This is a genomic window from Mesorhizobium sp. M0618 (genome assembly GCF_040320765.1).
GTDB lineage: Bacteria > Pseudomonadota > Alphaproteobacteria > Rhizobiales > Rhizobiaceae > Mesorhizobium.
Window position 1 is genome coordinate 295,151 of the sequence record NZ_JAMYQH010000003.1, and the last position, 25,114, is coordinate 320,264.

General features: G+C 62.3%; 26 protein-coding genes. 9 read left to right on the forward strand and 17 right to left on the reverse strand.

Annotation, left to right across the window (positions count from 1 at the left end):
• The first annotated feature begins 73 nt into the window (after positions 1 to 73).
• The gene (locus tag NKJ04_RS05560) at positions 74 to 1,258 is read left to right on the forward strand and encodes a multidrug effflux MFS transporter (protein ID WP_245486115.1); all 1,185 of its coding nucleotides are present in this window, start codon (positions 74 to 76) and stop codon (positions 1,256 to 1,258) included.
• Here NKJ04_RS05560 and NKJ04_RS05565 read toward each other — a convergent pair.
• The 4 genes from NKJ04_RS05565 to rpsD all read right to left on the reverse strand — a co-directional run bounded on the left by NKJ04_RS05565 (position 1,255) and on the right by rpsD (position 4,151).
• Positions 1,255 to 1,662, reverse strand: coding sequence for a UCP034077 family protein (locus NKJ04_RS05565; protein ID WP_023810332.1), 408 nt, complete (start codon positions 1,660 to 1,662; stop codon positions 1,255 to 1,257). The two genes, NKJ04_RS05560 and NKJ04_RS05565, sit on opposite strands and share 4 nt — an antisense overlap.
• A gap of 61 nt (positions 1,663 to 1,723) precedes the next feature.
• Positions 1,724 to 2,551 carry an inositol monophosphatase family protein gene (locus NKJ04_RS05570; RefSeq protein ID WP_128303275.1) on the reverse strand — a complete coding sequence of 276 codons (828 nt, stop codon included), beginning with the start codon at positions 2,549 to 2,551 and terminating at the stop codon, positions 1,724 to 1,726.
• Positions 2,541 to 3,425, reverse strand: coding sequence for a tRNA 2-thiocytidine(32) synthetase TtcA (gene ttcA, locus NKJ04_RS05575; protein ID WP_352673825.1), 885 nt, complete (start codon positions 3,423 to 3,425; stop codon positions 2,541 to 2,543). Before ttcA ends, NKJ04_RS05570 begins: the two co-directional genes overlap by 11 nt.
• A gap of 108 nt (positions 3,426 to 3,533) precedes the next feature.
• Complete coding sequence (rpsD, locus tag NKJ04_RS05580) at positions 3,534 to 4,151, reverse strand: 30S ribosomal protein S4 (RefSeq protein WP_023759539.1); 618 nt, start codon at positions 4,149 to 4,151, stop codon at positions 3,534 to 3,536.
• A gap of 375 nt (positions 4,152 to 4,526) precedes the next feature.
• Between rpsD and NKJ04_RS05585 the strand changes: the two genes are divergently transcribed.
• Positions 4,527 to 4,736 (forward strand): hypothetical protein, encoded by a 210-nt coding sequence (locus NKJ04_RS05585; RefSeq protein WP_023810329.1) that lies wholly within the window; start codon positions 4,527 to 4,529, stop codon positions 4,734 to 4,736.
• Positions 4,737 to 4,820: 84 nt separating this feature from the next.
• Here NKJ04_RS05585 and NKJ04_RS05590 read toward each other — a convergent pair whose 3' ends face one another.
• From NKJ04_RS05590 to NKJ04_RS05600, 3 genes are all read right to left on the reverse strand, one after another.
• Positions 4,821 to 5,009 (reverse strand): DUF3008 family protein, encoded by a 189-nt coding sequence (locus NKJ04_RS05590; protein ID WP_183453107.1) that lies wholly within the window; start codon positions 5,007 to 5,009, stop codon positions 4,821 to 4,823.
• A gap of 64 nt (positions 5,010 to 5,073) precedes the next feature.
• Entirely contained in the window at positions 5,074 to 5,874 is an 801-nt protein-coding gene (gene murI / locus NKJ04_RS05595; RefSeq protein WP_023810327.1) for a glutamate racemase, read from the reverse strand.
• Positions 5,867 to 6,781, reverse strand: a complete 915-nt coding sequence (locus NKJ04_RS05600; RefSeq protein ID WP_352673826.1) for an RNA methyltransferase — start codon at positions 6,779 to 6,781, stop codon at positions 5,867 to 5,869. The genes murI and NKJ04_RS05600 overlap by 8 nt, the downstream gene beginning before the upstream one ends.
• Before the next feature lie 215 nt (positions 6,782 to 6,996).
• On the opposite strand from NKJ04_RS05600, the gene NKJ04_RS05605 reads away from it, so the two are divergent.
• From NKJ04_RS05605 to NKJ04_RS05615, 3 genes are read left to right on the forward strand one after another with little or no spacing between them, the layout of a single operon-like run.
• Entirely contained in the window at positions 6,997 to 8,208 is a 1,212-nt protein-coding gene (locus NKJ04_RS05605; protein ID WP_352630275.1) for an NADP-dependent isocitrate dehydrogenase, read from the forward strand.
• Between the two features lie 26 nt (positions 8,209 to 8,234).
• Positions 8,235 to 8,855, forward strand: a complete 621-nt coding sequence (locus NKJ04_RS05610; protein ID WP_352673827.1) for a glutathione S-transferase family protein — start codon at positions 8,235 to 8,237, stop codon at positions 8,853 to 8,855.
• Between the two features lie 15 nt (positions 8,856 to 8,870).
• A complete protein-coding gene (locus tag NKJ04_RS05615; RefSeq protein ID WP_352630279.1) occupies positions 8,871 to 9,452 on the forward strand; it encodes a demethoxyubiquinone hydroxylase family protein in 582 nt (193 codons plus the stop codon).
• A 6-nt stretch (positions 9,453 to 9,458) separates the two neighbouring features.
• On the opposite strand, the gene alaS is transcribed toward NKJ04_RS05615, so the two are convergent.
• Complete coding sequence (alaS, locus tag NKJ04_RS05620) at positions 9,459 to 12,125, reverse strand: alanine--tRNA ligase (RefSeq protein ID WP_352673829.1); 2,667 nt, start codon at positions 12,123 to 12,125, stop codon at positions 9,459 to 9,461.
• Positions 12,126 to 12,423: 298 nt separating this feature from the next.
• Positions 12,424 to 13,524, reverse strand: a complete 1,101-nt coding sequence (recA, locus tag NKJ04_RS05625) for a recombinase RecA (RefSeq protein WP_023810321.1) — start codon at positions 13,522 to 13,524, stop codon at positions 12,424 to 12,426.
• Positions 13,525 to 13,804: 280 nt separating this feature from the next.
• On the opposite strand from recA, the gene NKJ04_RS05630 reads away from it, so the two are divergent.
• Complete coding sequence (locus NKJ04_RS05630; protein WP_352673831.1) at positions 13,805 to 14,749, forward strand: carbohydrate kinase family protein; 945 nt, start codon at positions 13,805 to 13,807, stop codon at positions 14,747 to 14,749.
• 75 nt (positions 14,750 to 14,824) lie between these two features.
• Entirely contained in the window at positions 14,825 to 15,742 is a 918-nt protein-coding gene (locus NKJ04_RS05635) for a pseudouridine-5'-phosphate glycosidase (RefSeq protein ID WP_352673833.1), read from the forward strand.
• Between the two features lie 204 nt (positions 15,743 to 15,946).
• Here the strand turns inward: NKJ04_RS05635 and NKJ04_RS05640 are convergent, their stop codons facing one another.
• Positions 15,947 to 16,270, reverse strand: a complete 324-nt coding sequence (locus NKJ04_RS05640; RefSeq protein ID WP_352673834.1) for a TfoX/Sxy family protein — start codon at positions 16,268 to 16,270, stop codon at positions 15,947 to 15,949.
• 91 nt (positions 16,271 to 16,361) lie between these two features.
• On the opposite strand from NKJ04_RS05640, the gene NKJ04_RS05645 reads away from it, so the two are divergent.
• On the forward strand, positions 16,362 to 16,859 hold the full coding sequence (locus tag NKJ04_RS05645; protein ID WP_352673835.1) for a GFA family protein: 498 nt from the start codon (positions 16,362 to 16,364) through the stop codon (positions 16,857 to 16,859).
• Positions 16,860 to 17,112: 253 nt separating this feature from the next.
• On the opposite strand, the gene sufA is transcribed toward NKJ04_RS05645, so the two are convergent.
• From sufA to NKJ04_RS05680, 7 genes are all read right to left on the reverse strand, one after another.
• A complete protein-coding gene (gene sufA, locus NKJ04_RS05650; RefSeq protein ID WP_352673836.1) occupies positions 17,113 to 17,493 on the reverse strand; it encodes a Fe-S cluster assembly scaffold SufA in 381 nt (126 codons plus the stop codon).
• 103 nt (positions 17,494 to 17,596) lie between these two features.
• A complete protein-coding gene (locus NKJ04_RS05655; protein WP_352673838.1) occupies positions 17,597 to 17,989 on the reverse strand; it encodes an SUF system Fe-S cluster assembly protein in 393 nt (130 codons plus the stop codon).
• A 21-nt stretch (positions 17,990 to 18,010) separates the two neighbouring features.
• Positions 18,011 to 19,255, reverse strand: coding sequence for a cysteine desulfurase (locus NKJ04_RS05660; RefSeq protein WP_352673840.1), 1,245 nt, complete (start codon positions 19,253 to 19,255; stop codon positions 18,011 to 18,013).
• Positions 19,256 to 19,259: 4 nt separating this feature from the next.
• Positions 19,260 to 20,528, reverse strand: a complete 1,269-nt coding sequence (gene sufD, locus NKJ04_RS05665) for a Fe-S cluster assembly protein SufD (protein WP_352673841.1) — start codon at positions 20,526 to 20,528, stop codon at positions 19,260 to 19,262.
• 19 nt (positions 20,529 to 20,547) lie between these two features.
• Complete coding sequence (gene sufC / locus NKJ04_RS05670) at positions 20,548 to 21,303, reverse strand: Fe-S cluster assembly ATPase SufC (protein ID WP_023810312.1); 756 nt, start codon at positions 21,301 to 21,303, stop codon at positions 20,548 to 20,550.
• Between the two features lie 27 nt (positions 21,304 to 21,330).
• Positions 21,331 to 22,848 (reverse strand): Fe-S cluster assembly protein SufB, encoded by a 1,518-nt coding sequence (gene sufB / locus NKJ04_RS05675; protein ID WP_352673843.1) that lies wholly within the window; start codon positions 22,846 to 22,848, stop codon positions 21,331 to 21,333.
• 188 nt (positions 22,849 to 23,036) lie between these two features.
• A complete protein-coding gene (locus NKJ04_RS05680) occupies positions 23,037 to 24,200 on the reverse strand; it encodes a cysteine desulfurase family protein (RefSeq protein ID WP_352673845.1) in 1,164 nt (387 codons plus the stop codon).
• 236 nt (positions 24,201 to 24,436) lie between these two features.
• Between NKJ04_RS05680 and NKJ04_RS05685 the strand changes: the two genes are divergently transcribed.
• Positions 24,437 to 25,111, forward strand: coding sequence for an alpha/beta hydrolase (locus NKJ04_RS05685; RefSeq protein WP_023669128.1), 675 nt, complete (start codon positions 24,437 to 24,439; stop codon positions 25,109 to 25,111).
• Positions 25,112 to 25,114 lie beyond the last annotated feature (3 nt).

A 25,114-nucleotide genomic window follows, 5' to 3' on the forward strand; every position in this document is an offset into this window, starting at 1 on the left:
AAAACCAGAGCCGCAATCGGCAAGCAAACTGCCCATTCCGCGCTGGGAGTTCATCGCCCTGTGCGCGGCGCTGATGGCGCTGAACTCGCTGGCCATCGATATCATGCTGCCGGCGCTGCAGCAGATCGGCGCCTCGCTCGGCGTCGAAAATGAAAACCACCGGCAGTACGTCATAACGGCCTACATTCTGGGCTTCGGCGGCGGACAGTTGTTCTTCGGGCCCATCTCGGATCGCTTCGGGCGTCGCGCACCGCTGGTCGCCGGGCTGGTGATTTATGTCGCCGCGGCGGCGGCTGCCGCCATTGCGCCAAGCTTTGAAACACTTCTGCTGTGCCGGGCCGTGCAAGGCATCGGTGCGGCCGCCACCCGCGTCATCGCCGTCTCGATCGTGCGCGATACGTTCGACGGCCGGCGCATGGCCGAGGTGATGTCGCTGATCTTCATGGTGTTCATGGCGATACCGGTCATTGCTCCCGGCATTGGCCAGTTCATCATGCTGTTTGCGACCTGGCATTGGATCTTTGTCACCATGGCCGTCGGTGCGCTCCTCGTCTCGGCCTGGTCGCTGCTGCGCCTGCCTGAAACGCTGCATCCCGAACATCGCCGGCCGCTGACCGTGAACTCCATTGTCGGTGGGTTTCGCATCGTGCTCACCAACCGCATTGCGATCTGCTATGCCTTCGCCAGCACCTTCATCTTCGGCGCCATGTTCGGCTTCATCGCTTCGGCGCAGCAGATCTATGTGGACATCTTCCATGTCGGCGAGATGTTCCCGGTCATCTTCGCCGGGGTTGCGGGCGTGCTCGCCTTCTCCAACTTTCTGAATTCGCGCCTTGTCGGCCGCATCGGCATGCGCCGCCTGTCGCAGAGCGCGCTGCTGCTGTTCCTGGTCATCAGCCTTGCCTGGCTGGTCGTTTCGCTGGAAATGAAGATGCCGCTCTGGCTGTTCATCACCTTCTTTGCCTGCGCAATGCTTCCGTTCGGTGCGCTCGGCGCGAACTTCAACGCGCTGGCCATGGAGCCGCTCGGCCAACTGGCCGGCACGGCGTCGTCGATCCTCGGTTTCATGCAGACGTTTCTCGGCGGCATTCTCGGCACGCTGATCGGCCAGGCCTTCAACGGCACGGTGACGCCGCTGGCCGCCGGCTTCTGCAGCGTCTCGGTCGCGGCGCTGCTGATGATCTTCATCGCCGAGCGCGGCAAGATGTTCCAGCCACAGAACCCGCCCGTTTCAGGGCACATCACCGACTTGCATTAGGAGGCACCTTCAAGAGCTGCCGTGAATCGAGGAGCAAGCATGCGCCCCGCGATTGCTCCACCCATGCTGTGCGAAAAGGGCAATGGCAGAGCTTCATCCAGTGCCTTGAGGATTGAGGCCACGAAGGCCCGGCTGAGCTGGGCATCGGCGCCCAGATCGGAATATGTGGCGCGAGGCTTGCCGATCAATGTGCCGTCGCGGCGAAGCGAGAACCGCAACGTGAGGGACATGCCCGCGGTTCCGGGTGGCGGCTTCCAGCAGGCATAGATCGCGTCCGACATCTCCTTTATCGTATCGACGGGATCGGGACTGCGACAGCTGCGCTCTTGCGATGTTGCTTCCTGGGAACTGGCAAACAAGACGGCGGCAAGAGCCGTGGCGACAAATGCGAACCGAGGTTTCATTCGAGAGCCTCCGGATTTGCGTAAGATAGCATCGCTCCTTCGGCTAACGCAGCAATTAATCCTATTGCGCCCAGAGTTCGCGGCGCAATTCGTCCCAGCTTTCGCGATCGGGCGCGACAAGCAGGCCGCCGCCGAGATGCGAGGGCAGATAGGTGCTGCCGTCGAAGCGCGCCGCATGGCCGCCGGCCTCGGTATGGATCAGCACGCCGGCCAGATGATCCCACGGCATCAGCTTGTTGTAGACGACGAAGTGGGCATGGCCGCTCGCCAACAGGCGGTATTCGTGCGCGGCGCAGCGATAGGCGAATTGCGACAGGATCTTCGTCTGGTTGCGCGCCAGCCGCGACCGCTCCGGCTCGGCCATATATTGCCAGGAGACGGAGCCGGTCATTTCCGAGATCGGCGCGAGTGCCGCGACGTGCACCTTCTCCAGTCTGCCATGCGCATGCCGGATATGGCTGCCGGCGCCCTTGGCACCAATCAGCCAGTCCTTGCCGACGGGATCGTGGATGATGCCGGCAACCGTCTCGCCCTGGACCACGACCGCCAGCATGACGCCGAACAGCGGCACGCCGGAGGCGAAGTTGAAAGTGCCGTCGACCGGATCGATGACGAAGGCCAGATCGGCATCCCCCAGACCATCGAGCAGTGCTGGATTGTCGGAACAGGCCTCCTCGCCGACGATCATCGCCTGGGGATAGCGCTCGCGCAGCCGCGCGGTGATCAGCCGCTCGGCATTGACGTCGGCTTCGGTCACGAGGTCGGCAGCCGACGTCTTCTGGCGGATGTCGCCCTCACCAAGCCGGCGAAAGCGCGGCATGATCTCGGTCAGCGCCGCCTCGGCCAGAATGCCGGCCAGCCAATCGATTGCGGTGTCGTCAAATGTCATCGGAAATGTCTTGCCTTGTGGTGAGGGTGTCGTTGAGGGCAGCGAAGTCGAACAGCTTTCTGTCGAGCAGATGCGATGGCCTGCTGTTCGACAGCGCGCGCAGCATCGTATCCTTGCGGCCTGGCATGCGCTTTTCCAGGTCCTCGAGCATCGCCTTCATGGCGTTGCGCTGAAGACCTTCCTGGCTGCCGCAGAGATCGCAGGGAATGATCGGAAATTGCATGGCGGCAGCGAATTTTTCCAGATCGGCCTCGGCGCAGTAGCTCAATGGCCGCAGCACCATGACGTCGCCCTCGTCGTTCAGCAGTTTTGGCGGCATGGCGGCGAGACGGCCGCCATGGAAGAGATTCATGAAGAAGGTTTCGAGAATGTCCTCGCGATGGTGGCCGAGCACCAGCGCCGAGCACCCCTCCTCGCGCGCTATGCGGTAGAGATGGCCGCGCCTGAGGCGCGAGCAGAGCGAGCAATAGGTGCTGCCCGCAGGCAGCTTGTCGGTGACGACGGAATAGGTGTCCTGGTACTCGATCCGGTGCGCAATGTCGTGGCTGTCGAGATAGTCCGGCAGGATATGTTTGGGGAAATTGGGCTGGCCCTGGTCGAGATTGCAGGCCAGAAGATCGACCGGCAAGAGCCCGCGCCATTTAAGGTCGAGCAGCACCGCGAGCAGGCCGTAGGAATCCTTGCCGCCAGACAGGGCAACGAGCCAGCGCTGGCCGGGCTTGACCATCGAGAAATCCTCGATCGCCTGCCGGGTCAGCCGCAGCAGCCGCTTGCGCAATTTGTTGAATTCGACCGAGGACGGCACGTCGGCGAACAGCGGATGGAAGCCGCCTTCGCTGTCGGCGATCGGTTCGATGTCTGGAAGCATGTTCATGGCATGTCGCTTTCAGTGGCCCAGAGCGCCGGATTAGCGGACATGACCGACAAAGAAAAGGCCGCCTCGACGGGCGGCCTTTGCTTGGTATCGCAGAACGCGCTCGTTTTAGCGCGAATAGAATTCGACGACCAGGTTCGGTTCCATCTGCACGGCGAACGGAACGTCCGCAAGGCCAGGGATGCGCGAGAAGGTCGCGACCATCTTGTTGTGATCGGCTTCGATGTAGTCCGGCACGTCGCGCTCGGCGAGACCGACCGCTTCCAGAACGATGACCAGCTGCTTGGACTTTTCGCGCACTTCGACGACATCGCCCGGCTTGCAGCGATACGAGCCGATATTGACACGCTTGCCGTTGACGTTGACGTGGCCGTGGTTGACGAACTGACGGGCGGCGAAAATGGTCGGCACGAACTTGGCGCGGTAGACGACCGCGTCGAGACGCGATTCGAGCAGGCCGATCAGGTTCTCCGAGGTGTCGCCCTTGCGGCGGTCAGCCTCTTCATAGACCTTGCGGAACTGCTTTTCCGAAACATCGCCATAGTGACCCTTCAGCTTCTGCTTGGCGCGCAGCTGCAGGCCGAAATCGGAAAGCTTGCCCTTGCGGCGCTGGCCATGCTGGCCAGGACCGTATTCACGCTTGTTGACCGGGGACTTCGGGCGGCCCCAGATATTTTCGCCGAGACGGCGGTCGATCTTGTACTTCGCGGATTCGCGCTTGCTCATCGCATTCCCTTTTCAAAACAATACACCCGGAACCTCATGGTCCGGGTGAAGGAAACGCGCCCTCCTCTGGCCTCCGTTTTCGAGACCTGACAGGGTTTTCCCACGCAACGCGGCGGAAAACCCACGGGACACGTCAGTTCAAACAAGATAGTAGAATTGGATTTCCACGCATCTTGCCCACATAAAGAAAACCACCGGGCATTGCGGCCCGGTGTTGGCGCGCTGATTAAACGGAGATTTAACCGGTGTCAAGCTTGTGGCTGGCGTAGGCCATGGCGACGATATAGCGTCTCTGGGTTGAGTACAGTGCCGGATGTGGCGGGAGGTTGCGCCAGCGGCATCAGGAAGGGACCGGAGCAGAGGAGCTACATTCGCATGAAGAAATTCTTCCTTACCCTGACAGGAGCCGCTGTGTTGGCGGGATCCATGGCGGTCCTGACACCGGAGCCGGCGGAGGCCAGGCATTGGCAAGGACACCGGCATCACCAGGCTTGCCGCATCGTGATCAAGAAGAAGGTTATCTGGCGGCACGGCCACAAGAAGGTCATACGCTACAAGATCAAGCGCTGCAGCGGGCGCTGGTAGGCTCCTATCCGGTCTCAGGCGGCCGATATCATTTCAAAGCCCGCGGTCTTGGCCGCGGGCTCTTTGATTCCGGATGCTTAACCCTTAGTCTTTCGACTTCTTATCCGGCAGGCCCTTGCGCTTCGTCTCGGCGAATTCCTCGAGCTGCTTTTCGCTCATTGATTCGTACATTCCCTTGGAAGCGCCCTGGAGTTCGCTCTTCTTGGTCTCGCCGCGCTTGGCCGACAGAGCCGCGCCGGCGGCTTTCTGCTGGGCTTTCGAGGTGGCTGGCATGGCTCTTTCTCCCGTTAGAATCTGGAGAAAAACGCAACGACTGCCGTGATGTTCCGCTTCGCAATCACGACATCGCCAGCCCGAAGCCCTGTATTAGGCGACGGGTCGGAAAATCGGCTCTTTTCGATGTGAAGACGGCAAGGTCGGGGCCTTCAGGCAGCATCTCGCCGCGACCGCTCGGATCGATGTCGGCGAGAAGCGACAGCGCCCGGCGCGCGATCGCTTCAGCGGGGTCGAGCCAATCGACCGGCCAGGGCGCCGTCTTGCGCATGCGATTGGCCAGAAAGGGGTAGTGTGTGCAGGCGAGCACGACGATATCCGTACGCAGCGCATCATGTTCGACGAAGCACGGCGTAATCTCGGTGCGCACGGCTTCTTCATCGACGAAGCCCTCACGCATGTAGATCTCAGCCAGTCCCGCCAGCCTGTCGCTGCCGACCAGGCGGACATGGCATTTCTGCGCCCATTTGCTGATCAGGTCGCGCGTGTATTGGCGCTTGACGGTGCCAGGCGTCGCCAGCACCGAAACCAGCCCTGAGCGCGTGCGTTCCGCCGCCGGCTTGATCGCAGGCACCATGCCGACGAAAGGATGCTCGGGAAATCTATCGCGCAGCGCATCGATCACCAACGTCGAGGCGGTGTTGCAGGCGATGACGGAAATGGCCGGCGCAAACCGCTCAAGCAGTTTGCCGAACAATTCGAGGATATGCGCCCTCAGCGCCGGCTCTTCCCAAGCGCCGTAGGGAAACGCAGCGTCGTCGGCGACATAGATGAAGCGGCGGTCGGGCATCAGCACGCGTGCCTCGCGCAGCACGGTAAGCCCGCCGATGCCCGAATCGAACATCAGGATCGGCCGCTCAGTCATTGTCGGTGCCCTTGCCGCCCAACGGCGGTATGTCATCGTCCTTGCCGGTGTCGGCAAAGCGCGCCGCCTCCGCCTTGCGGGCACGCGCGGCGGCCGCGGGCAAGCGCCGCGGATCGTCGCCAGGGGATCCGTCGCCGCGCGGCATCGCCGGAGAAAACCTGTCGAGCGACGAGATGATGCCGCGCAGCACCTTGAGCTCCGGTTCGGCAAAGCCGGGGCGTGTGAGCACCGCGCGCAGATTGTCGACCATTTTCGGCTTCTTCTGTGCCGGCCGGAAATAGCCGCGCGCTTCCAATGCGCCTTCCAGATACGCAAACAGGCCGTGCAATTCTTCCTTGCTTGCCGGCTTCATGTCCGGGCCGGAAAAATTGGTCTTGGTCTCATCTTCCAGGCCGGACTTCATCCATTCATAGGACATCAGCAGCGCGGCCTGGGCGATGTTGAGCGAAGAGAAATCGGGATCGACCGGGAAAGTGACGATCTCGTCGGCCAGGCCGACCTCGTCATTGTAGAGGCCGAAGCGTTCGCGTCCGAACAGGATGCCGGTGCGCTGGCCCATTGTGTGGCGCGCCCGCAGCAGCCTGCCCGCCTCCACCGGCCCGCGCACGGATTTGAAGCCGTCGCGCTGCCTGGCCGTGGTGGCGAAGACAAAGTTCAGGTCGGCGAGCGCCGAGGCCAAATCGTCGAAGACGGTGACAGCGTCGATGACATGATCGGCGCGGCTGGCCGCCGCGCGCGCCTTCTCGCTCGGCCAACCATCACGCGGGTTGACCAGGCGCAGCTCCGACAGACCGAAATTGGCCATGGCGCGCGCGACCATGCCGATGTTCTCGCCAAGCTGAGGCTCGACGAGGATGATCGCCGGGCCGGCGACTGCAATGCTATCGGGATCTTTGATGACGGGCATGATTGTCAATGAACTGCTGTTTGCGGCATTTCAGCGTCCCTGCCACATTCGGCCGGGAAAATGAAGCATTCGCAAATGACGACGGCTCTGGCCTCCAATTCGTGACCGATCGCCGTTTGCGTGGCCAAAAGCGCTTTGATATACGGGCGACATCTCCCGGCCCAACGCCACGCGGGCAAGGCCGTCCCATATCCCAGCAACGAGGCATTCTTTCCATGGCGAAGATCAAGGTGGCGAACCCGGTCGTCGAGCTCGACGGCGACGAGATGACCCGCATCATCTGGCAGTTCATCAAGGACAAGCTGATCCACCCTTATCTCGACCTCAAGCTCGAATATTACGATCTCGGCATCGAGCATCGTGACGCCACCAACGACCAGGTGACCATCGATTCGGCCAACGCCATCAAGAAATACGGCGTCGGCGTGAAATGCGCGACGATCACCCCCGACGAGCAGCGCGTCGAGGAGTTCAAGCTGAAGAAGATGTGGAAGTCGCCGAACGGCACCATCCGCAACATCCTCGGGGGCACCATCTTCCGCGAACCGATCATCATGAAGAACGTGCCGCGCCTGGTGCCCGGCTGGACCAAGCCGATCATCGTCGGCCGTCACGCCTTCGGCGACCAGTACCGCGCCACCGATTTCCGCTTTCCCGGCAAGGGCAAGCTGACGATCAAGTTCGTCGGCGAGGACGGCGAGGTGATCGAGCATGACGTCTACGACGCACCGGGCGCCGGCGTCGCCATGGCCATGTACAATCTCGACGACTCGATCCGCGAATTTGCCCGCGCCTCGCTGAACTACGGCCTGCTGCGCAACTATCCGGTCTATCTGTCGACCAAGAACACCATCCTCAAGGCCTATGACGGTCGCTTCAAGGACATCTTCCAGGAGGTCTACGAGGCGGAATTCGAGGCCGAGTTCAAGTCGAAGAAGCTGTGGTACGAGCATCGCCTGATCGACGACATGGTGGCCTCCAGCCTGAAATGGTCGGGGGGTTATGTCTGGGCCTGCAAGAACTATGACGGCGACGTGCAGTCCGACACGGTGGCGCAAGGTTTTGGGTCGCTCGGCCTGATGACCTCGGTGCTGATGACGCCGGACGGCAAGACGGTGGAAGCGGAAGCCGCGCACGGCACCGTCACCCGCCATTATCGCCAGCACCAGAAGGGCGAGGAAACCTCGACCAATTCGATCGCCTCGATCTTCGCCTGGACGCGCGGGCTGGCCCACCGCGCCAAGCTCGACGACAATGCCGAGCTGAGGCGCTTCGCCGAGACGCTGGAAAAGGTCTGCATCCAGACCGTCGAGTCCGGCTTCATGACCAAGGACCTGTCGCTGCTGATCGGTCCCGACCAGCCATGGCTTTCGACCACCGGTTTCCTCGACAAGATCGACGAGAACCTGCAGAAGGCGATGGCCTGACAGCCGAGCCCCGGAGGAGGGCTAGCATGAGCAAGCCCATCGTCTACGGGGCGGATTACAGCGTCTATGTGCGCATCGTCCGCCTCGTGCTTAAGGAAAAGGACATCGACTACGAGCTTGTGCCAGTCGATGTCTTTGCCGCCGACGGCATTCCCGCCTGGTATTTCGAGCATCACCCGTTCGGCCGCATCCCAGCCTTCGAGCATGAAGGCTTTCGGCTCTTCGAGACGAGTGCGATTGCCAGATATGTCGACGAAACGTTTGACGGGCCGAGCCTTCAGCCGAGGGAGCCTCGCGACCGCGCAAGGATGAACCAGATCATCGGCATGCTCGACGCCTATGCCTACAGGTCGATGGTCTGGGATGTCGCCGTCGAGCGCCTGGAGAAGGAAGCGCCCGACGAGGCGCTGATCGCCAATGGCATTTCGCAGGCGAGCAAAGCGCTGCAGACGCTCTCTTCGCTGAAAGCGCCGGGCTCGTGGTTGCTGGGCGATCAGCTGACACTGGCCGATCTGCATGCGGCGCCGATCATCGGTTATTTCGTCAAGGTCGCTGAGGGGCAAAAGCTGCTGGCCGAGTTTGCCGAGATCCAGGCCTGGTGGGATCGCGTTGCAAAACTCCCACGCTTTGCCAACCGGCTGACATAAGGCTTGGGCGCGTCCATGGATGATCTTTCTCACCAGGACGCACTCACGGTCGCCAGAATAGTCCGAGTGAACCACGCCGGCGAGTTCGGGGCGATCCGAATCTATTCGGCGCAGATTCTTGTCGCCAAGCGCTTTTGGCCAGATTGCGTGCCGTCCTTGTCGGAGATGCTTGGGCACGAGCGCAAGCACTGCGTGGCCTTCCGTGCAGCCATGCCGTTGCGGCAGTCGCGACCGTGCCGGGTGATGCAATTCTGGAGCTGGGGCGGCTGGCTGCTGGGTTTTCTGACCGCCCTGCTCGGACCGCAAGGCATCTGGGCCTGCACCGCAGCGGTCGAAGCGGCGGTGCATCGCCATCTCGACGATCAGCTGTTTTTCCTCGCCGAACGCGATGGCGAACTGCACGGCATCATCCTGGCGATCCGCGAGGAAGAGCTTGCCCATCTCCATCACGCCGAGGAGCAGCTGAAATCGCCTGGACCGCTGCTCAACCTTTTGCGGTCGACGATCTCGGTCGCCACGGACAGCCTGATCTGGCTGTCCACCTGGGGCGATTCCAGCAGAATGACGCATGCGCTGAAAGCGGCAAAGCGTCCCTGATGAACGCTAGGCAGCTTCCAGCGCAGCCCTTACCGCGGCAATGGCATCGGCAGCCTTGGAGGCATCCGGGCCGCCGGCCTGCGCCATATCGGGCCGACCGCCGCCGCCCTGCCCGCCCAATGCGGCGGAGGCCACGCGCACCAGATCGACAGCGCTGAAACGGCCGACGAGATCGTCGGTGACGGCGACCACGACGCTCGCCTTGTTGTCCTCACCGGCGCCCACGAAAACGACGACGCCGGACCCCAGCGAGGTCTTGCCGGCATCGGCCAGCGGCTTCAAATCCTTCGGCGAGACACCGGAGACCGCCTTGCCGAGGAAGCCGACGCCGGCGACCGTCTCATTGGCGGCTGGAGCATCGGCTGACGATCCCCCGCCCAGCGCCAGCTTCTTGCGCGCCTCGGTCAATTCCTTCTCGAGTTTCTTGCGCTCGTCGAGCAGCGCCTCGACACGCGCCGGCACGTCGGCCGGCGAGATCTTCAGCACGGCTGCCGCCGCCTTTAGACGCCTGTCCTGCTCGTCGAGATGCTTGCGTGCCGCTTCGCCGGTCAGCGCCTCGATGCGGCGCACGCCGGCGGCGACCGCGCTGTCGGATACGACACGCACCAGGCCGATATCACCGGTCGCCCTGACATGCGTGCCGCCGCAGAGCTCGACCGAATAGGGCCGGTTGGCCTTGGCGCCATGCACACCGGTGCCCATCGACACGACGCGCACTTCGTCGCCATACTTCTCGCCAAACAGCGCCATCGCGCCTTCGGCGATGGCATCGTCGACCGACATCAGGCGCGTGGACACCGGACTGTTCTGCACGACGATCTCGTTGGCCATGCGCTCGACCTCTTCGAGATCCTCCGCTGAAATGGGCTTGTTGTGCGAGATGTCGAAGCGCAGGCGCTCTGGCGCCACCAGCGAGCCCTTCTGCGCGACATGGCTGCCCAGCACCTCGCGCAACGCCTCATGGATCAGATGCGTCGCGGAATGGTTGGCGCGCAGCCTGGTACGGCGCGCGTGATCGACCTTCAGCTCGACCGCAGCGCCCGTCTTGACCGTGCCGCTGGTCACCTTGCCGACATGGACGAACAGCCCATCGGCCTTCTTCTGCGTGTCGGAAACCTCGATCGAGAAGCCCTCGCCTGAAATAACGCCGGTGTCGCCCATCTGGCCGCCGGACTCGGCATAGAACGGCGTCTGGTTGACGACGATCGCCACCGCGTCGCCCTTGCCGGCGCTGTCGACGGTCTTGCCGTCCCTGACCAGCGCCTGGATGATGCCTTCGGCAGCTTCAGTCTCATATCCGAGGAACTCGGTGGCGCCGGCCTTCTCGCGCACGGAGAACCAGATGGTCTCGGTGGCCGCGTCGCCGGAGCCGGCCCAGTGCTTGCGCGCCTCGGCCTTCTGCTGCTCCATCGCATTGGTGAAGCCGGCAAGATCGACAGAGATGCTGCGCTGGCGCAGCGCGTCCTGCGTCAGATCGAGCGGGAAGCCATAGGTGTCGTAGAGCTTGAAGGCCGTCTCGCCATCCAGCATGTCGCCGGCATGAAGCGTTTCGGTCGCCTCCGAAAGCAGGCCGAGGCCGCGCACCAGCGTTTTGCGAAACCTGGTCTCCTCGAGCTTCAGCGTCTCGGTGATCAACTGTTCGCCGCGCAGCAGTTCCGGATAGGCCTGACCCATTTCGCGCACCAGCGCCGGCACCAGCTTCCACATCAGCGGTTCGTTGGCACCGAGCAACTGCGCATGACGCATGGCGCGGCGCATGATGCGACGCAGGACATAGCCACGGCCTTCGTTCGAAGGCAGCACGCCATCGGCGACCAGGAAGGAGGACGAGCGCAGATGATCGGCAATGACCCGGTAGGACGCGACAGTCTCCTTGTCGGGACCATGCCCGATCGCGGACGAGGCCGCGTCGATCAGGTGACGGAACAGATCGGTCTCGAAGACGCTTTCCACCCCTTGCAGGATGGACGCCATGCGCTCCAGGCCCATGCCGGTGTCGATCGAGGGGCGCGGCAGGTCGATCCGCTCCTCCTTCGTCACCTGTTCATACTGCATGAACACCAGGTTCCAGAATTCCAGGAAACGGTCGCCATCTTCCTCCGGGCTGCCGGGAGGACCACCCCAGATGTGCTCGCCGCGGTCGATGAAGATCTCCGAGCACGGCCCGCAGGGTCCGGTATCGCCCATCGCCCAGAAATTGTCCGATGTCGCGATGCGAATGATGCGGTCGTCGGAAAACCCGGCGATCTTCTTCCAGAAACCGGCCGCCTCGTCGTCCGTGTGATAGACGGTGACCAGCAGCTTGTCCTTGTTCAGCCCGAACTCCCTGGTGATCAGGTTCCAGGCAAGCTCGATGGCGCGCTCCTTGAAATAGTCGCCGAAGGAGAAATTGCCGAGCATCTCGAAGAAGGTCAGATGGCGTGCCGTGTAGCCGACATTGTCGAGATCGTTGTGCTTGCCGCCGGCGCGCACGCTCTTCTGGGCGGTCGACGCGCGCGAATAGGCCCGCTTCTCCAAACCGGTGAAGACATTCTTGAACTGCACCATGCCGGCGTTGGTGAACATCAGTGTCGGATCGTTGCGCGGCACCAGCGGGCTCGACGCGACGATCTCGTGACCCTCCTTGCGGAAGTAGTCGAGAAATGTCGACCGGATCTCGTTCACGCCACTCATGAATGCTGCCTTTTCGGAAGAGCCGCCGGCAAACCGGCGGAAATGGGCTCTGCGTTTTTAGAAGATTAGGACTTGGCCTTTTAGCCGCCGCGCCTCACCCTGTCCAGAAACACGGAATTGGTCCAATCCACGGCCTTTGCCGGCCATTCGAACCGGCCTGTTTTCGCCGCCAAAACGCAAAACCGCCGGCACTGGGCCGGCGGTTTCGAAACGCAATAACGCGGAACTCAATTACATAAGCCTGAGATAATAGAACGCGATTATGGCCGAACTCCGGCCGGCATCGCGCACGAAGCTGTTACATGGCGCCGGATTCTTCCTCGAAACCGTCGTCTTCGCCGCGCTCAGGGCCGCCATTCTCGAGGAATTTCTCGGCGATCAGCCCGGCATTCTGCCTGATCGACAACTCGATCTCGCGTGCCGTGTCGGGATTGTCACGCAGGAACAGCTTGGCATTTTCGCGGCCCTGGCCGAGACGCTGCGAGTTATAGGAAAACCAGGCGCCAGACTTCTCGACAATACCGGCCTTGACCCCGAGATCGACCAGTTCGCCGGTTTTGGAGACGCCCTCACCAAACATGATGTCGAATTCGACCACCTTGAAGGGCGGCGCCAGCTTGTTCTTGACCACCTTGACGCGGGTCTGGTTGCCGACAACCTCGTCGCGGTCCTTGATCGAGCCGATGCGGCGGATGTCAAGACGCACCGAAGCGTAGAATTTCAGCGCGTTGCCGCCCGTCGTGGTCTCGGGCGAACCGAACATGACGCCGATCTTCATGCGGATCTGGTTGATGAAGATGACCATGGTGTTGGAGCGCGAGATCGAAGCGGTCAGCTTGCGCAGCGCCTGGCTCATCAAGCGGGCCTGCAGGCCGGGCAGCGAATCGCCCATCTCACCTTCAATTTCAGCGCGTGGCGTCAGCGCCGCGACCGAATCGACCACCAGCACGTCGATGGCGCCGGAGCGCACCAGCGTGTCGCAGATTTCCAGCGCCTGCTCACCGGTGTCGGGCTGCGAGATCAGAAGGTTTTCGAGATCGACGCCAAGCTTGCGGGCATAGACCGGGTCAAGCGCGTGCTCGGCATCGACGAAAGCGCAGATGCCGCCCTTCTTCTGGGCTTCCGCAACGGTGTGCAGCGCCAACGTCGTCTTGCCCGAGCTTTCCGGCCCGTAGATCTCGATGATGCGGCCGCGCGGCAAGCCACCAACACCAAGCGCGATGTCTAGGCCAAGCGAGCCGGTCGGCACCGTTTCAATCTCGACGACCTGATCGTTGGCGCCGAGCCGCATGATCGAGCCCTTGCCGAAAGCCCGCTCGATTTGCGACAGCGCCGCATCCAGAGCCTTTGATTTGTCCACTGCCTTGTCCTCTACCAGCCGCAAAGAATTCTGAGCCATGATACATCACCCCTTGGTCGTCAATGAAGGCCGGACAATCCGTAATCCCTGCCTATTTGTACCTTTTTTGTTCTCATTTGGCAAGAGGGGTCAAATATCTGAAAAACAAACAATATCCGGATTTGTTCTTTTTTTGTCCAAGGATTCGATCAGGGATGCACCACACGTTGGGCCAGACGGCTCGGTTGTTTCGATCTGCCGAATCGCCGCCTTGCATGCGAAGCTCCGTCGCGCAGCCTAGCGCTTGTGCGGCTGGAATAACAAAGGTCATATCGCCGGCATGCTGAAATCCACGAAAATACTGGCCGTAGGCGGCGCCCATATCGACCGGCGCGGCCAGGTGTCCGGCGCTTACGTGCCGGCTGCCTCCAATCCCGGCACGATGCGCGAGGATGTCGGCGGCGGCGTCTTCAACGCTTTGCGCAGCGCCGTGCGGCGCGGCGTCTCCGCGTCGCTCATGTCGGTTCGCGGCGGCGATGCCGCTGCCGACACCGTTTCGCGAGCCATTGCCGAGACAGGCATTACCGACCTGTCGGCGGTCTTCCTCGACCGCACGACGCCGAGCTACACGGCGCTGATCGACAGTGAGGGCGAGCTGATCGTCGGCTTTGCCGACATGGCGCTCTATGATTTGGCGTTTCCCAAGCAGATCAGGCGCTCCAAGGTGCGGGAGGTGATCGCTGCCGCCGATGCGATCCTGTGCGACGCCAATCTGCCCTCTTCGGCGCTGGAACGGCTGGTGGCGCTCGCCGCGGGCAAGCCGATTTTCGCCATTGCCATCTCGCCGGCCAAGGTGGTGCGGCTGATACCGGTGCTGAAGGAGCTCTCGCTCGTCTTCATGAACCGGCGCGAGGCCATGGTGCTGGCCGGCGTCGCCGCGACTGCCACGGAGCGCGAGGTCGTCGACGGGTTGCGATGCAGCGGCCTTGTCAGCGGCGTGGTGACGGCGGGCAGCGAGCCCATGCTGGGCTTCGATGAAGCCAGCGCCTTCTCGATCCTGCCGCCGCCGCCAAGAAAGGTCGCTGACGTCACCGGCGCTGGCGATGCGCTGGCGGGCGCTACGGTTGCTGCCTTGCTGCGTGGCCTGCCGCTGCGGGCAGCTCTGCGCGAAGGCATTGCCGGGGCGACGCTTGCCATCGAAAGCGCCAGCGCCGTTCCGGAGTTCACCGCGGCTGATTTCACTGAGGCATTGGCTCTTGTGCCGGATGCCAGGGAAGTGGCATGAGACCGGCGAATTCATAGTGCCGCGATGTTGCCTGGTGTCCCGACGGACGCGCCGCATTCCGGATTGGAGACCCTGATGACCCCTGAGACCGCCGGCCCCTTCATCGACATCCACGCGCCGGTGGCGCAGGCCCTGGCGGCCGGCCGGCCGGTGGTGGCGCTGGAAAGCACCATCATCACCCATGGCATGCCCTACCCCGACAATGGCGCCATGGCGGCCGATGTCGAAAAGATCATCACCGACGGCGGCGCCGTGCCGGCGACCATCGCCGTGGTTGGCGGCCGCATAAAGATCGGGCTTTCGGACGGCGAGCGCGAATCGCTGGCGATGACGGGCGACGCCATGAAACTGTCGCGCGCCGATCTCGGTTTTGCCGTGGCGCAAGGGCGCACCGGTGGCACCACGGTCGCCGCCACGATGATCGCGGCGCATATGGTCGGCATAAAAGTGTTCGCCACCGGCGGCATCGGCGGCGTGCACAAGGGCGCCGAAAAGAGTTTTGACATTTCCGCCGATCTCGACGAGCTGGCGCGCACCCCGGTCATCGTCGTCTCGGCCGGCGCCAAGGCCATCCTCGACATCGAAAAGACGCTGGAGGTGCTGGAGACGCGCGGCGTGCCGGTGATCGGCCTTGGCTGCGAGACGATGCCCGCCTTCTGGTCGCGGCAGTCGCCGTTCCGCGCGCCGCTGACCTTGCACGAGCCGGAAGCGATCGCGCATTTCTACCAGACGAGGGCAGCGCTGGGGCTCGCCGGCGGCATGCTGATCGCCAATCCTGTGCCGGAAAACCATGAAATCCCGGCTGAGGAGATGGCGGGCTATATCGACGCCGCGCAAAAGGCCGCAGAAGCGCTCAACGTGACCGGCAAGGCGGTGACGCCGTTCCTGCTGTCGAAAATCCTCGAACTGACCGGCGGCAGGAGCCTGAAGACCAACATCGCGCTGGTAGAGAACAATGCGCGGCTGGCGGCGAGGATTGCCAAGGCGCTGTAGGCCAACGTCGGCGGGACAGCACCCCCTCTGTCCTGCCGGACATCTCCCCCGCAAGGGGGGAGATCGAATGTCGTCAACGCCTCCGTCAATCTTCAACGTTGAAAAGAGCGGGCAGACGGTGAAACTGCCAATCTCCCTCCTTGCGGGGGAGATGGCCGGCAGGCCAGAGGGGGGTGCTGTCCCTCGACCGTCCCAAGGCTGGCATCACTTCCCCGCCCGCCGCCCCGCCTCATAGGCCCGCCGTGCCCAGGCCGCCATCTCGTCGGGATCATCGAAAGCGCTGTCGGGAACGCTCCAGTAGGGCATGGCGACCAGCTTGCCGTGGCGCGAGCCGGTATAGGTCCATTGCGCGCAGCCGGCGGCCTCGAACTCGGGCGCGCTTTGCTCGTCGGCCTTCAGCAGCAATTCGCCGCGCAGCACGATGGCGACGATGACACCGTCGAAATAGATGCCCTTGCCGCCGAACAGCTTGCGGATGCTGACAGGGCCAAGGCCTTCGAACAGTTCGGCGATGCGTTCATTGTCCATGCCGCGATCATGTCACCGGCGTCTGGCCTTGTCATCGCCGCAACCAAAATCATGCTGACAGGTTGTGTGAGGTCGATCGGAGTTTCCCGCCATGCCCGTCCTGCTCAAAGGGTCCTGCCGCTGCAATGCCGTGCGTTTCGAGGTGGAGAGCCACACGCCGGCGCCATTCATGCTGTGCTACTGTTCGATCTGCCGCAAGCAGCAGGGCGGTGGCGGGTTTGCCATCAATCTCGGTGCGGACAACGAAACACTGAACATCAGGGGCAAGCGCAGCCTCGGCGTCTTTCGGGCGGAGGTCGAGGATGACGAGCATCCGCATTGCGAAATCTCGACCGGCGAGCGCAATTTCTGCAAGAAATGCGGGGCGGCCCTTTGGCTCTACGACCCGACATGGCCGGAACTGGTGCATCCCTTCGCCTCGGCGGTCGACAGCGATTTACCCATTCCGCCAAGCAAGGTGCACCTGATGCTGAAATACAAGGCGAACTGGGTGGAGCCGGAGGTTGGCAAGCATGACAAGGTCTTCGACGTCTATCCCGAGGAATCGATCGCCGACTGGCACAAGCGGACGGGCATGTGGGTGGATTAGCGTCCTTCACCCCGTTTACGGCGGGGCGATTGCATATGGGTTTTTACGAAGAGGACCCCCACCCTAACCCTCCCCACAAGGGGGAGGGAACGCTGCCGCGCGCCATCCTTTTGGCGTCGAAACCTCGGGGATTTGCGGAATCAGCGCCTACCGAGTCTCCCTCCCCCTTGTGGGGAGGGATTAAGGGTGGGGGTATTCGTAGAGCGCAAGCCAGTCATATGCGATCACCCCTGCCGCTTACGGGGCTGGAAGATCAGGCCGAGGCGCGTGCTTCTGCCAGCGCCTTCAGGTCGGCCGGCTTGAGTTCGACGGATTCGCCGCAACCGCAGGCCGAACTCTGATTCGGGTTGCGGAATGTGAAGCCGGTGCGCAGCGTCGTCTGCTCGAAATCCATCTCGGTGCCGAACAGAAATAGCGCTGCCTCAGGCGCCACATAGACATGCGCGCCATCGCGCTCGATATGGTCGTCCTTGGTATAGGGCTCGGTCACCAGATCGACCGTATATTCCATCCCGGCGCAGCCGCCCTTCTTGATGCCGAGGCGGATGCCGTGCGCGCTGTCGCGGGTGGCGACAATCTCGCGCACCCGGTCGGCGGCCTTTTCGGTCATCGTGATGACGGCGAAGCGTCCCATTCGTTTTCCTTCCATTCCATGCAGGTTCAAGGCCCGCCGAATGATTCCTCACCTAAAATGGTGAAGTTTTATCCCTGGCGCAAGTGCACCAGCCTCTGTCGCGCTAGTACCAACCCACCGCCACCTGCGCCTCTTCCGACATGCGGTCGGCCGACCATGGCGGGTCGAAAGTCATGTTGACCTCGACGCCGGACACACCTTCGACGGCGCCGACGGCATTCTCCACCCAGCCGGGCATTTCGCCGGCGACAGGGCAGCCCGGAGCGGTCAGCGTCATGTCGATCTTGACCGAGCGATTGTCCTCGATGTCGATCTTATAGATCAGGCCGAGCTCGTAGATATCGGCTGGGATTTCCGGATCGTAGACGGTCTTCAGCGCCGAGACGATGTCGTCGGTCAGCCGCGCCAGCTCGTCGGCTGGAATGGCCGATCCCGAAACCAGCGCATTGGGCGCTGTTTCCGGAATGGTCTCGGCTGCGATGCTCACATCATCCATGGTCGTCACCCAAAAAAATCATCATCCAAAGAATTTGCGCGCTTTTTCAAGCGCCTCGGCCAAAGCGTCGACTTCGGCCCTGGTATTATACATGCCGAACGATGCCCTGCATGTGGAGGTTACGCCGAAGCGTTTCAACAGCGGCTGGGCGCAATGGGTGCCGGCGCGGACAGCAACGCCCTGCCTGTCGATCACCATCGACACGTCATGCGCATGAATGCCTTGCAGCTCAAACGAGATGATGGCGCCCTTGCCGGGCGCATCGCCGAAGATGCGCAGCGAATTGATGGCGCGCAGCCGCTCATGCGCGTAGTTCTTGAGGTCTTCCTCATGGGCGGCAATGCGCTCGCGGCCGATTTTTTCCATATAGTCGAGCGCAGCACCCAGCCCGATCGCCTGGACGATCGGCGGCGTGCCGGCTTCGAAACGGTGCGGCGGCTCGTTGTAGGTGACGATGTCTTCCGTCACCTCTTCGATCATCTCGCCGCCGCCCATGAAGGGCCGCATGCCCTGGAGAATGTCCTTCTTGCCGTAGAGAACGCCGATGCCCGAGGGGCCGTAGACCTTGTGGCCGGTGAAGACGAAGAAGTCGCAGTCGAGATCCTGCACATCGATCGGCATATGCACGGCGCTCTGGCTGCCGTCTACAAGGACGGGAATTCCACGCGAATGCGCAATGCGCACGATCTCCTTGATCGGCGTCACCGTGCCCAGCGCATTCGACATCTGCGTGATGGCGACCAGCTTGGTGCGGTCGGTCAGGCGCTTCTCGAATTCCTCGATGTGGAAGACGCCGAGATCGTCGACCGGCACCCAGACCAGCTTGGCGCCCTGCCGCTCGCGGATGAAATGCCACGGCACGATGTTGGAGTGGTGCTCCATGATCGACAGTACGATCTCGTCGCCCTCGCCGATGTTGGGCATGCCATAGCCATAGGCGACGGTATTGACGGCGGAGGTCGTGTTCGAGGTGAAGACGATGTTTTCGGTGCTTGGCGCGTTGAGGAAGCGGCGCACCGTCTCACGGGCCTTTTCGTAGGCGTCGGTCGCGGCGTTCGAGAGAAAATGCAGGCCGCGATGGACGTTGGCGTATTCCTGGGAATAGGCATGCTGGATTGTGTCCAGCACCACCTGCGGCTTCTGTGCCGAGGCGCCATTGTCGAGATAGACCAGCGGCTTGCCGTAGACTTCCCGCGACAGGATCGGGAAATCGCGGCGGATCGCTTCGACGTCGTAGAAATCTCCGATCTTGCCTGGAGCGTTCATCAGGTCACCCGTGTGCCACGAACCAGTCGTCGAGCCGCGCTTCCAGCGCCTCGACAATCGCTTCGTCGTCCAGTTCCTCGATCACCTCCGCGACGAAGGCCTTCACGAGCAACCCCCGCGCGCTTTTCTCGTCGACGCCGCGCGCCATCAGGTAGAACAGATGGTCGTGGTCGATTTCAGTGACCGTCGCGCCGTGGCCGCAAATCACGTCGTCGGCGAAGATTTCAAGCTCGGGCTTGGTCGAGAACTCGCCATCGTCCGACAGCAACAGCGTGTTGCAGGCCATCTTCGCGTTGGTCTTCTGCGCATATTGATGGACGTTGATGCGGCCCTGGAACACACCGCGCGCCTTGCCCGTCACCACATTGCGGATCACTTCCGTAGAGGTCGTGTGCGGCACGGCGTGGTCGAGCACCATGGTCACGTCTGTGTGGGTGTCGCCGGCCAGCAGGTTGATGCCGCGAAGCTTGAAATCGGCGCCTTCGCCAGTCGTCCTGACCATGATCTCCTGGCGCACGAGCTTGCCGCCGGCGTTCATGACGAACAGCGTCAGTTTCGCATTCTTGCCGATATGGGCCTTGAACTGCGCCAGATGCGTCGCCGTTTCCGGCTGATCCTGGACGACCAGCCACGTTACCTCGGCGCCCTCGTTGAGCACGATCTGACTTACCGAGCTGCTCAAGGCAGCGCCATCACCCGTCTGCCGTTCGACGATGACGGCCTTGGCGCCGGCGCCGACGCGCACGGGCAGGCGCACATGCGTCTGGCCGCCAGCCTGCAGGTTCTGCAGTTCGATCGGCTTTTCCAGCTTCGTCCCATCGGCAATATCGATGAAATAACCATCGGCAACGAAAGCCGTGTTCAGCGCGCCGATGGCATCGTCGCTGCCATAGGGATCGAGCCCCGGTGCGATGCTGCCGTCGATCAGCTTTTCCGAAAGGCGCTGGAAGGTGACGCCTTCAAGGACAGGCACCTTGGCGTCGGACTTGCCGTTCAGGATCGACACCACGGCGGAACCTTCGACGATTGGTGCGATGGCTTTAGCCATGGCGGCCGGGTCGAAGTCCGGCACGGTATTCAGCAACCGGCGCAGGTCGGTATAGTGCCAGGATTCGACGCGCCGCGTCGGCAGACCGTGCTTGATCGTCTCGATGGCGTCGTCGCGCTTCAGCATCACCGCGCCGTCGCCCGGCAGCAGCGACAATCGGTCGCCGAACGCGTCGATCAACGCTGTCTCGGCCGGTGTCCGCTGCGGTTGTGCGTGCATATTCATCAAACTGCCCTCTGGCATCTCACGCTGCTTCGCCGATCACGCCGGCATAGCCATTGGCTTCCAAATCGAGCGCCAGCGACTTGTCGCCTGACTTGATGACCTGGCCCTTGTAGAGCACGTGCACGGTGTCGGGCACGATGTGCTCAAGCAGGCGCTGGTAGTGGGTGATGACCAGGAACGCCCGGTCCGGCGCCCGCAGCGCGTTGACGCCGTCGGACACGATCTTCAGCGCATCGATGTCGAGGCCGGAATCGGTCTCGTCGAGCACGCACAATTTCGGCTCCAGCAGCTTCATCTGCAGGATCTCGGCGCGCTTCTTCTCGCCGCCGGAGAAGCCGACATTGAGCGGCCGCTTTAGCATCGCCATGTCCATGCTGAGCGAGGCGGCGGCTTCCTTCACCCGCTTCAAAAATTCCGGGATCTTCAGCGGCTCCTCGCCACGCGCCTTGCGCTGCTCGTTCATCGCCACCTTCAGGAATTCCATGGTCGCGACGCCCGGTATCTCCATCGGATACTGGAAGGCGAGGAAAATGCCTGACGTGGCGCGCTCGGCCGGATCCATTTCGAGGATCGACTGGCCGTTGTAGAGGATGTCGCCTTCGGTCACCTCATAGTCCTCGCGGCCTGCGAGGATGTAGGACAGCGTCGATTTTCCCGAGCCGTTCGGCCCCATGATCGCGGCGACCTCGCCGGCTTTCACCGTCAGGTTCAAGCCGCGGATGATTTCGGTGCCGTCATCGACGATGCGGGCGTGCAGGTTTCTGATTTCAAGCATTTTTTCGTTTCCTGAATATATATCCGGTCAGCCGACCGAGCCCTCAAGGCTAATCCCGATCAGCTTCTGCGCCTCGACCGCGAATTCCATCGGCAGTTGCTGGATGACGTCCTTGACGAAGCCGTTGACGATCAGCGCGATCGCTTCCTCTTCGGGAATGCCGCGCTGCATGACGTAGAATTTCTGGTCCTCGGAAATCTTCGACGTCGTCGCTTCGTGCTCGAACTGCGCCGTCGAATTCTTGGCTTCCATGTAGGGCACGGTGTGCGCGCCGCACTGGTCGCCGATCAGCAGCGAGTCGCAGTTGGTGAAGTTGCGGGCGTTGGTCGCCTTGCGATGCGCCGAGACCTGGCCGCGATAGGTGTTCTGCGAGAAGCCGGCGGCGATGCCCTTGGAGATGATGCGGCTCGACGTGTTCTTGCCGAGATGGATCATCTTGGTGCCGCTGTCGACCTGCTGATAGCCGTTCGACACGGCGATCGAATAGAACTCGCCTTGGGAATCGTCGCCACGCAGGATGCAGCTCGGATATTTCCAGGTAATGGCGGAGCCGGTCTCGACCTGCGTCCACGAAATCTTGGAACGGTCGCCGCGGCAGTCGCCGCGCTTGGTGACGAAGTTGTAGATACCGCCCTTGCCCTCGGCGTCGCCGGGGTACCAGTTCTGCACCGTCGAGTACTTGATCTCGGCATCGTCGAGCGCCACCAGTTCGACCACCGCGGCGTGCAACTGGTTCTCGTCGCGCTGCGGCGCCGTGCAGCCCTCGAGATAGGAGACGTAGGCCCTCTCCTCGGCGATGATCAGCGTGCGCTCGAACTGGCCGGTGTTCTTCTCGTTCATGCGGAAATAGGTCGACAGCTCCATCGGGCAGCGCACGCCCTTGGGCACGAAGACGAACGAGCCGTCGGTGAAGACAGCCGAATTCAGCGTGGCGTAGTAATTGTCGGAGGTCGGCACGACCGAGCCGAGATACTTTTTCACCAGTTCCGGATGCTCGCGGATGGCTTCCGAGATCGAACAGAAAATGACGCCGGCCTGCGCCAGCTCCTTCTTGAAAGTGGTGACGACCGAGACGGAATCGAACACGGCGTCGACAGCGACGCGGCCCGACTTGTAGACGTTATCGCTGACCTCCTCGAGCTCCGAGGCATCGGTCTTCTGCACACCGGCAAGGATTTCCTGCTCCCGCAGCGGAATGCCGAGCTTTTCGTAGACCTTCAAGAGTTCGGGATCGACATCGCTGAGCGAGGTCGGGCCGGGCGTGCTCTTGGGCGCCGCATAGAAATAGATGTCCTGGAAATCGATCTTCGGATAGTGGACGCGCGCCCAGGTCGGCTCGTCAAGCGTCAGCCAGCGGCGATACGCTTCCAGACGCCATTCCAGCATCCAGGACGGCTCGTCCTTCTTGGCCGAAATGAAACGGATGATGTCTTCGCTGAGGCCCTTGGGGGCCTTGTCCATCGCGATTTCGGTCTGGAATCCGTATTTGTATTGGTCGACGTCGATCTTTCGGACCCGATCGATCGTGTCCTGCACAGCAGGCATATGCGTTCTCCATCCACGCCGGGGTCAAGGCCCGACAGTTTTCAAACTATGGCACCGCCAAAATTGAACGCCAAAGAAGCGCTAGCGGCAGCGTAAGTTTCATATAGTGCGCTTCGACCGGAAATTCACCCGGCCAGCATGAAACGCACGGCTCTACCAGGCCGAAAGGCCCGAAATTGTCCAACCGCTCACGCGGCCTTTTCCCTATCCGCCCTGCGTGCAGCGATTCCCGTCAGCGCAACGCGAAACAACTCGATGTCTTCCGCGCCGGTCGCAGGCCCGATCGACACGCGCAAGGCGCCGAGGCTGTCACCGTATCCCATGGCTTTCAGCACATGGCTCGGTCCGACCTTGCCCGACGAACAGGCGGAGCCGGCCGACAGCGCTACACCGGCCAGATCGAAGGCGATCTGCGCGGTTTCGGCTTTGACGCCCGCAATAACGAAGAATGCCGTATTGGCAAGCCTTGGCGCACCGGTTCCGAAGATTTCCGCGTCCGGCACCAGCGATTTGACGATGGCCTCGACTTCGTCGCGGCGCTGGCGCACCGCATCCATTGCCAGCAATCCGGCCAAGGCCTCGCGGGCGGCCGCGCCAAAACCGGCAATGGCAGCGAGGTTTTCGGTGCCGCCGCGATGGCCCTTCTCCTGGCCGCCGCCATTGATCAACGGCTTCGGCATCATCAGATCCGAAGCGGCGACGATGGCGCCGACGCCCTTGGGGCCACCGATCTTGTGCGAGGACAGAATCAGATAATCGGCGTAACCAGCTGATAGATCGATCGAAACACGCCCGGCGGCCTGCACGGCGTCGACAATGAGGATACCGCCCGCCGCCTTGACAATCCCGGCGATGCGATCGATCGGCTGGATGACGCCGGTTTCGTTGTTGGCGGCGTGGATGGCGACCAGCGGCAGGCCTTCGCTCTTGTCATGACCGCCGAGCGCCGACTCCAAGGCGCCGAGATCGGCGATGCCGTTGGCGTCGACGCCGATCCGGGTGAGCTGCGCTGCCGGGAAGTGTCCGCCGTTCAACAGGCAGGGATGATCGGCCTCGGACACATAAAGTCGGCTCATGCGCACGGTGCCGCGCCCCATCCGCCAGTCGGGTGACAGCAGCGTCGAGGCTGCTTCCGTCGCACCGGAGGTGAACACGACATGCTCGGGCTTGGCGTTGACCAGTGCAGCAACATCACGCCTGGCGGTTTCGATCATACGGCGGGCCGCCCGCCCCTCGGCGTGAACCGATGACGGATTGGCGGCGACGTCAAGCGCCCCGACCATAGCTTCGCGGGCCGCGGCAAGCAGCGGCGCACTGGCATTATAATCGAGATAGGCGCGTTTTGCGGCCATTTTCGTCCGTCAAGTCCCGTCAGAAGCCATTCCGATGTCGTATGGCGTTATTTCCTTGAAATTCCAAGGCGAGCCGTCCTATTTACGCGGCTTGCGGCGCGGGTGGCCGGGCTCAATGTCTTGCCACCCAGTTTTGAACAATTCTAAACTAGCTTCTAAGAAGACGCTCGCCCTGCGTCAAGGCCAGAGGAAACGTTCCAGGCACCGCGCGTTCGTATTACCAAGTGGAGTATTTTATGCCTGAGGTCATTTTCACCGGTCCTGCCGGCCGCCTGGAGGGTCGCTATCAGCCTTCCAAGGAAAAAAGCGCGCCGATTGCCATCGTCCTGCACCCGCATCCGCAATTCGGCGGCACGATGAACAACAAGATCGTCTACGACCTCTTCTACATGTTCCAGAAGCGGGATTTCACCACGCTGCGCTTCAATTTCCGCGGCATCGGCCGCAGCCAGGGCGAGTTCGACCACGGCACCGGCGAGTTGTCGGATGCCGCCGCGGCGCTGGATTGGGTGCAGTCGCTGCATCCGGATTCCAAGAGTTGCTGGGTCGCCGGGTACTCCTTCGGCTCCTGGATCGGCATGCAGCTTCTGATGCGCCGGCCGGAAATCGAAGGCTTCATCTCGATCGCGCCGCAGCCCAACACCTATGATTTCTCGTTCCTGGCGCCCTGCCCGTCATCGGGCCTGATCATCCATGGCGATGCCGACAAGGTGGCGCCGCCGAAGGATGTGCAGGGCCTGGTCGACAAGCTGCACACGCAGAAGGGCATCACCATCACGCAAAAGACGTTGCCCGGCGCCAACCATTTCTTCGCCAACGATGCCGACCTGCTGCTCGAGGAATGCGCCGACTATCTCGACCGCCGGCTGGCCGGCGAATTGTCGGATCCGCGTCCGAAGCGGCTGAGATAAACA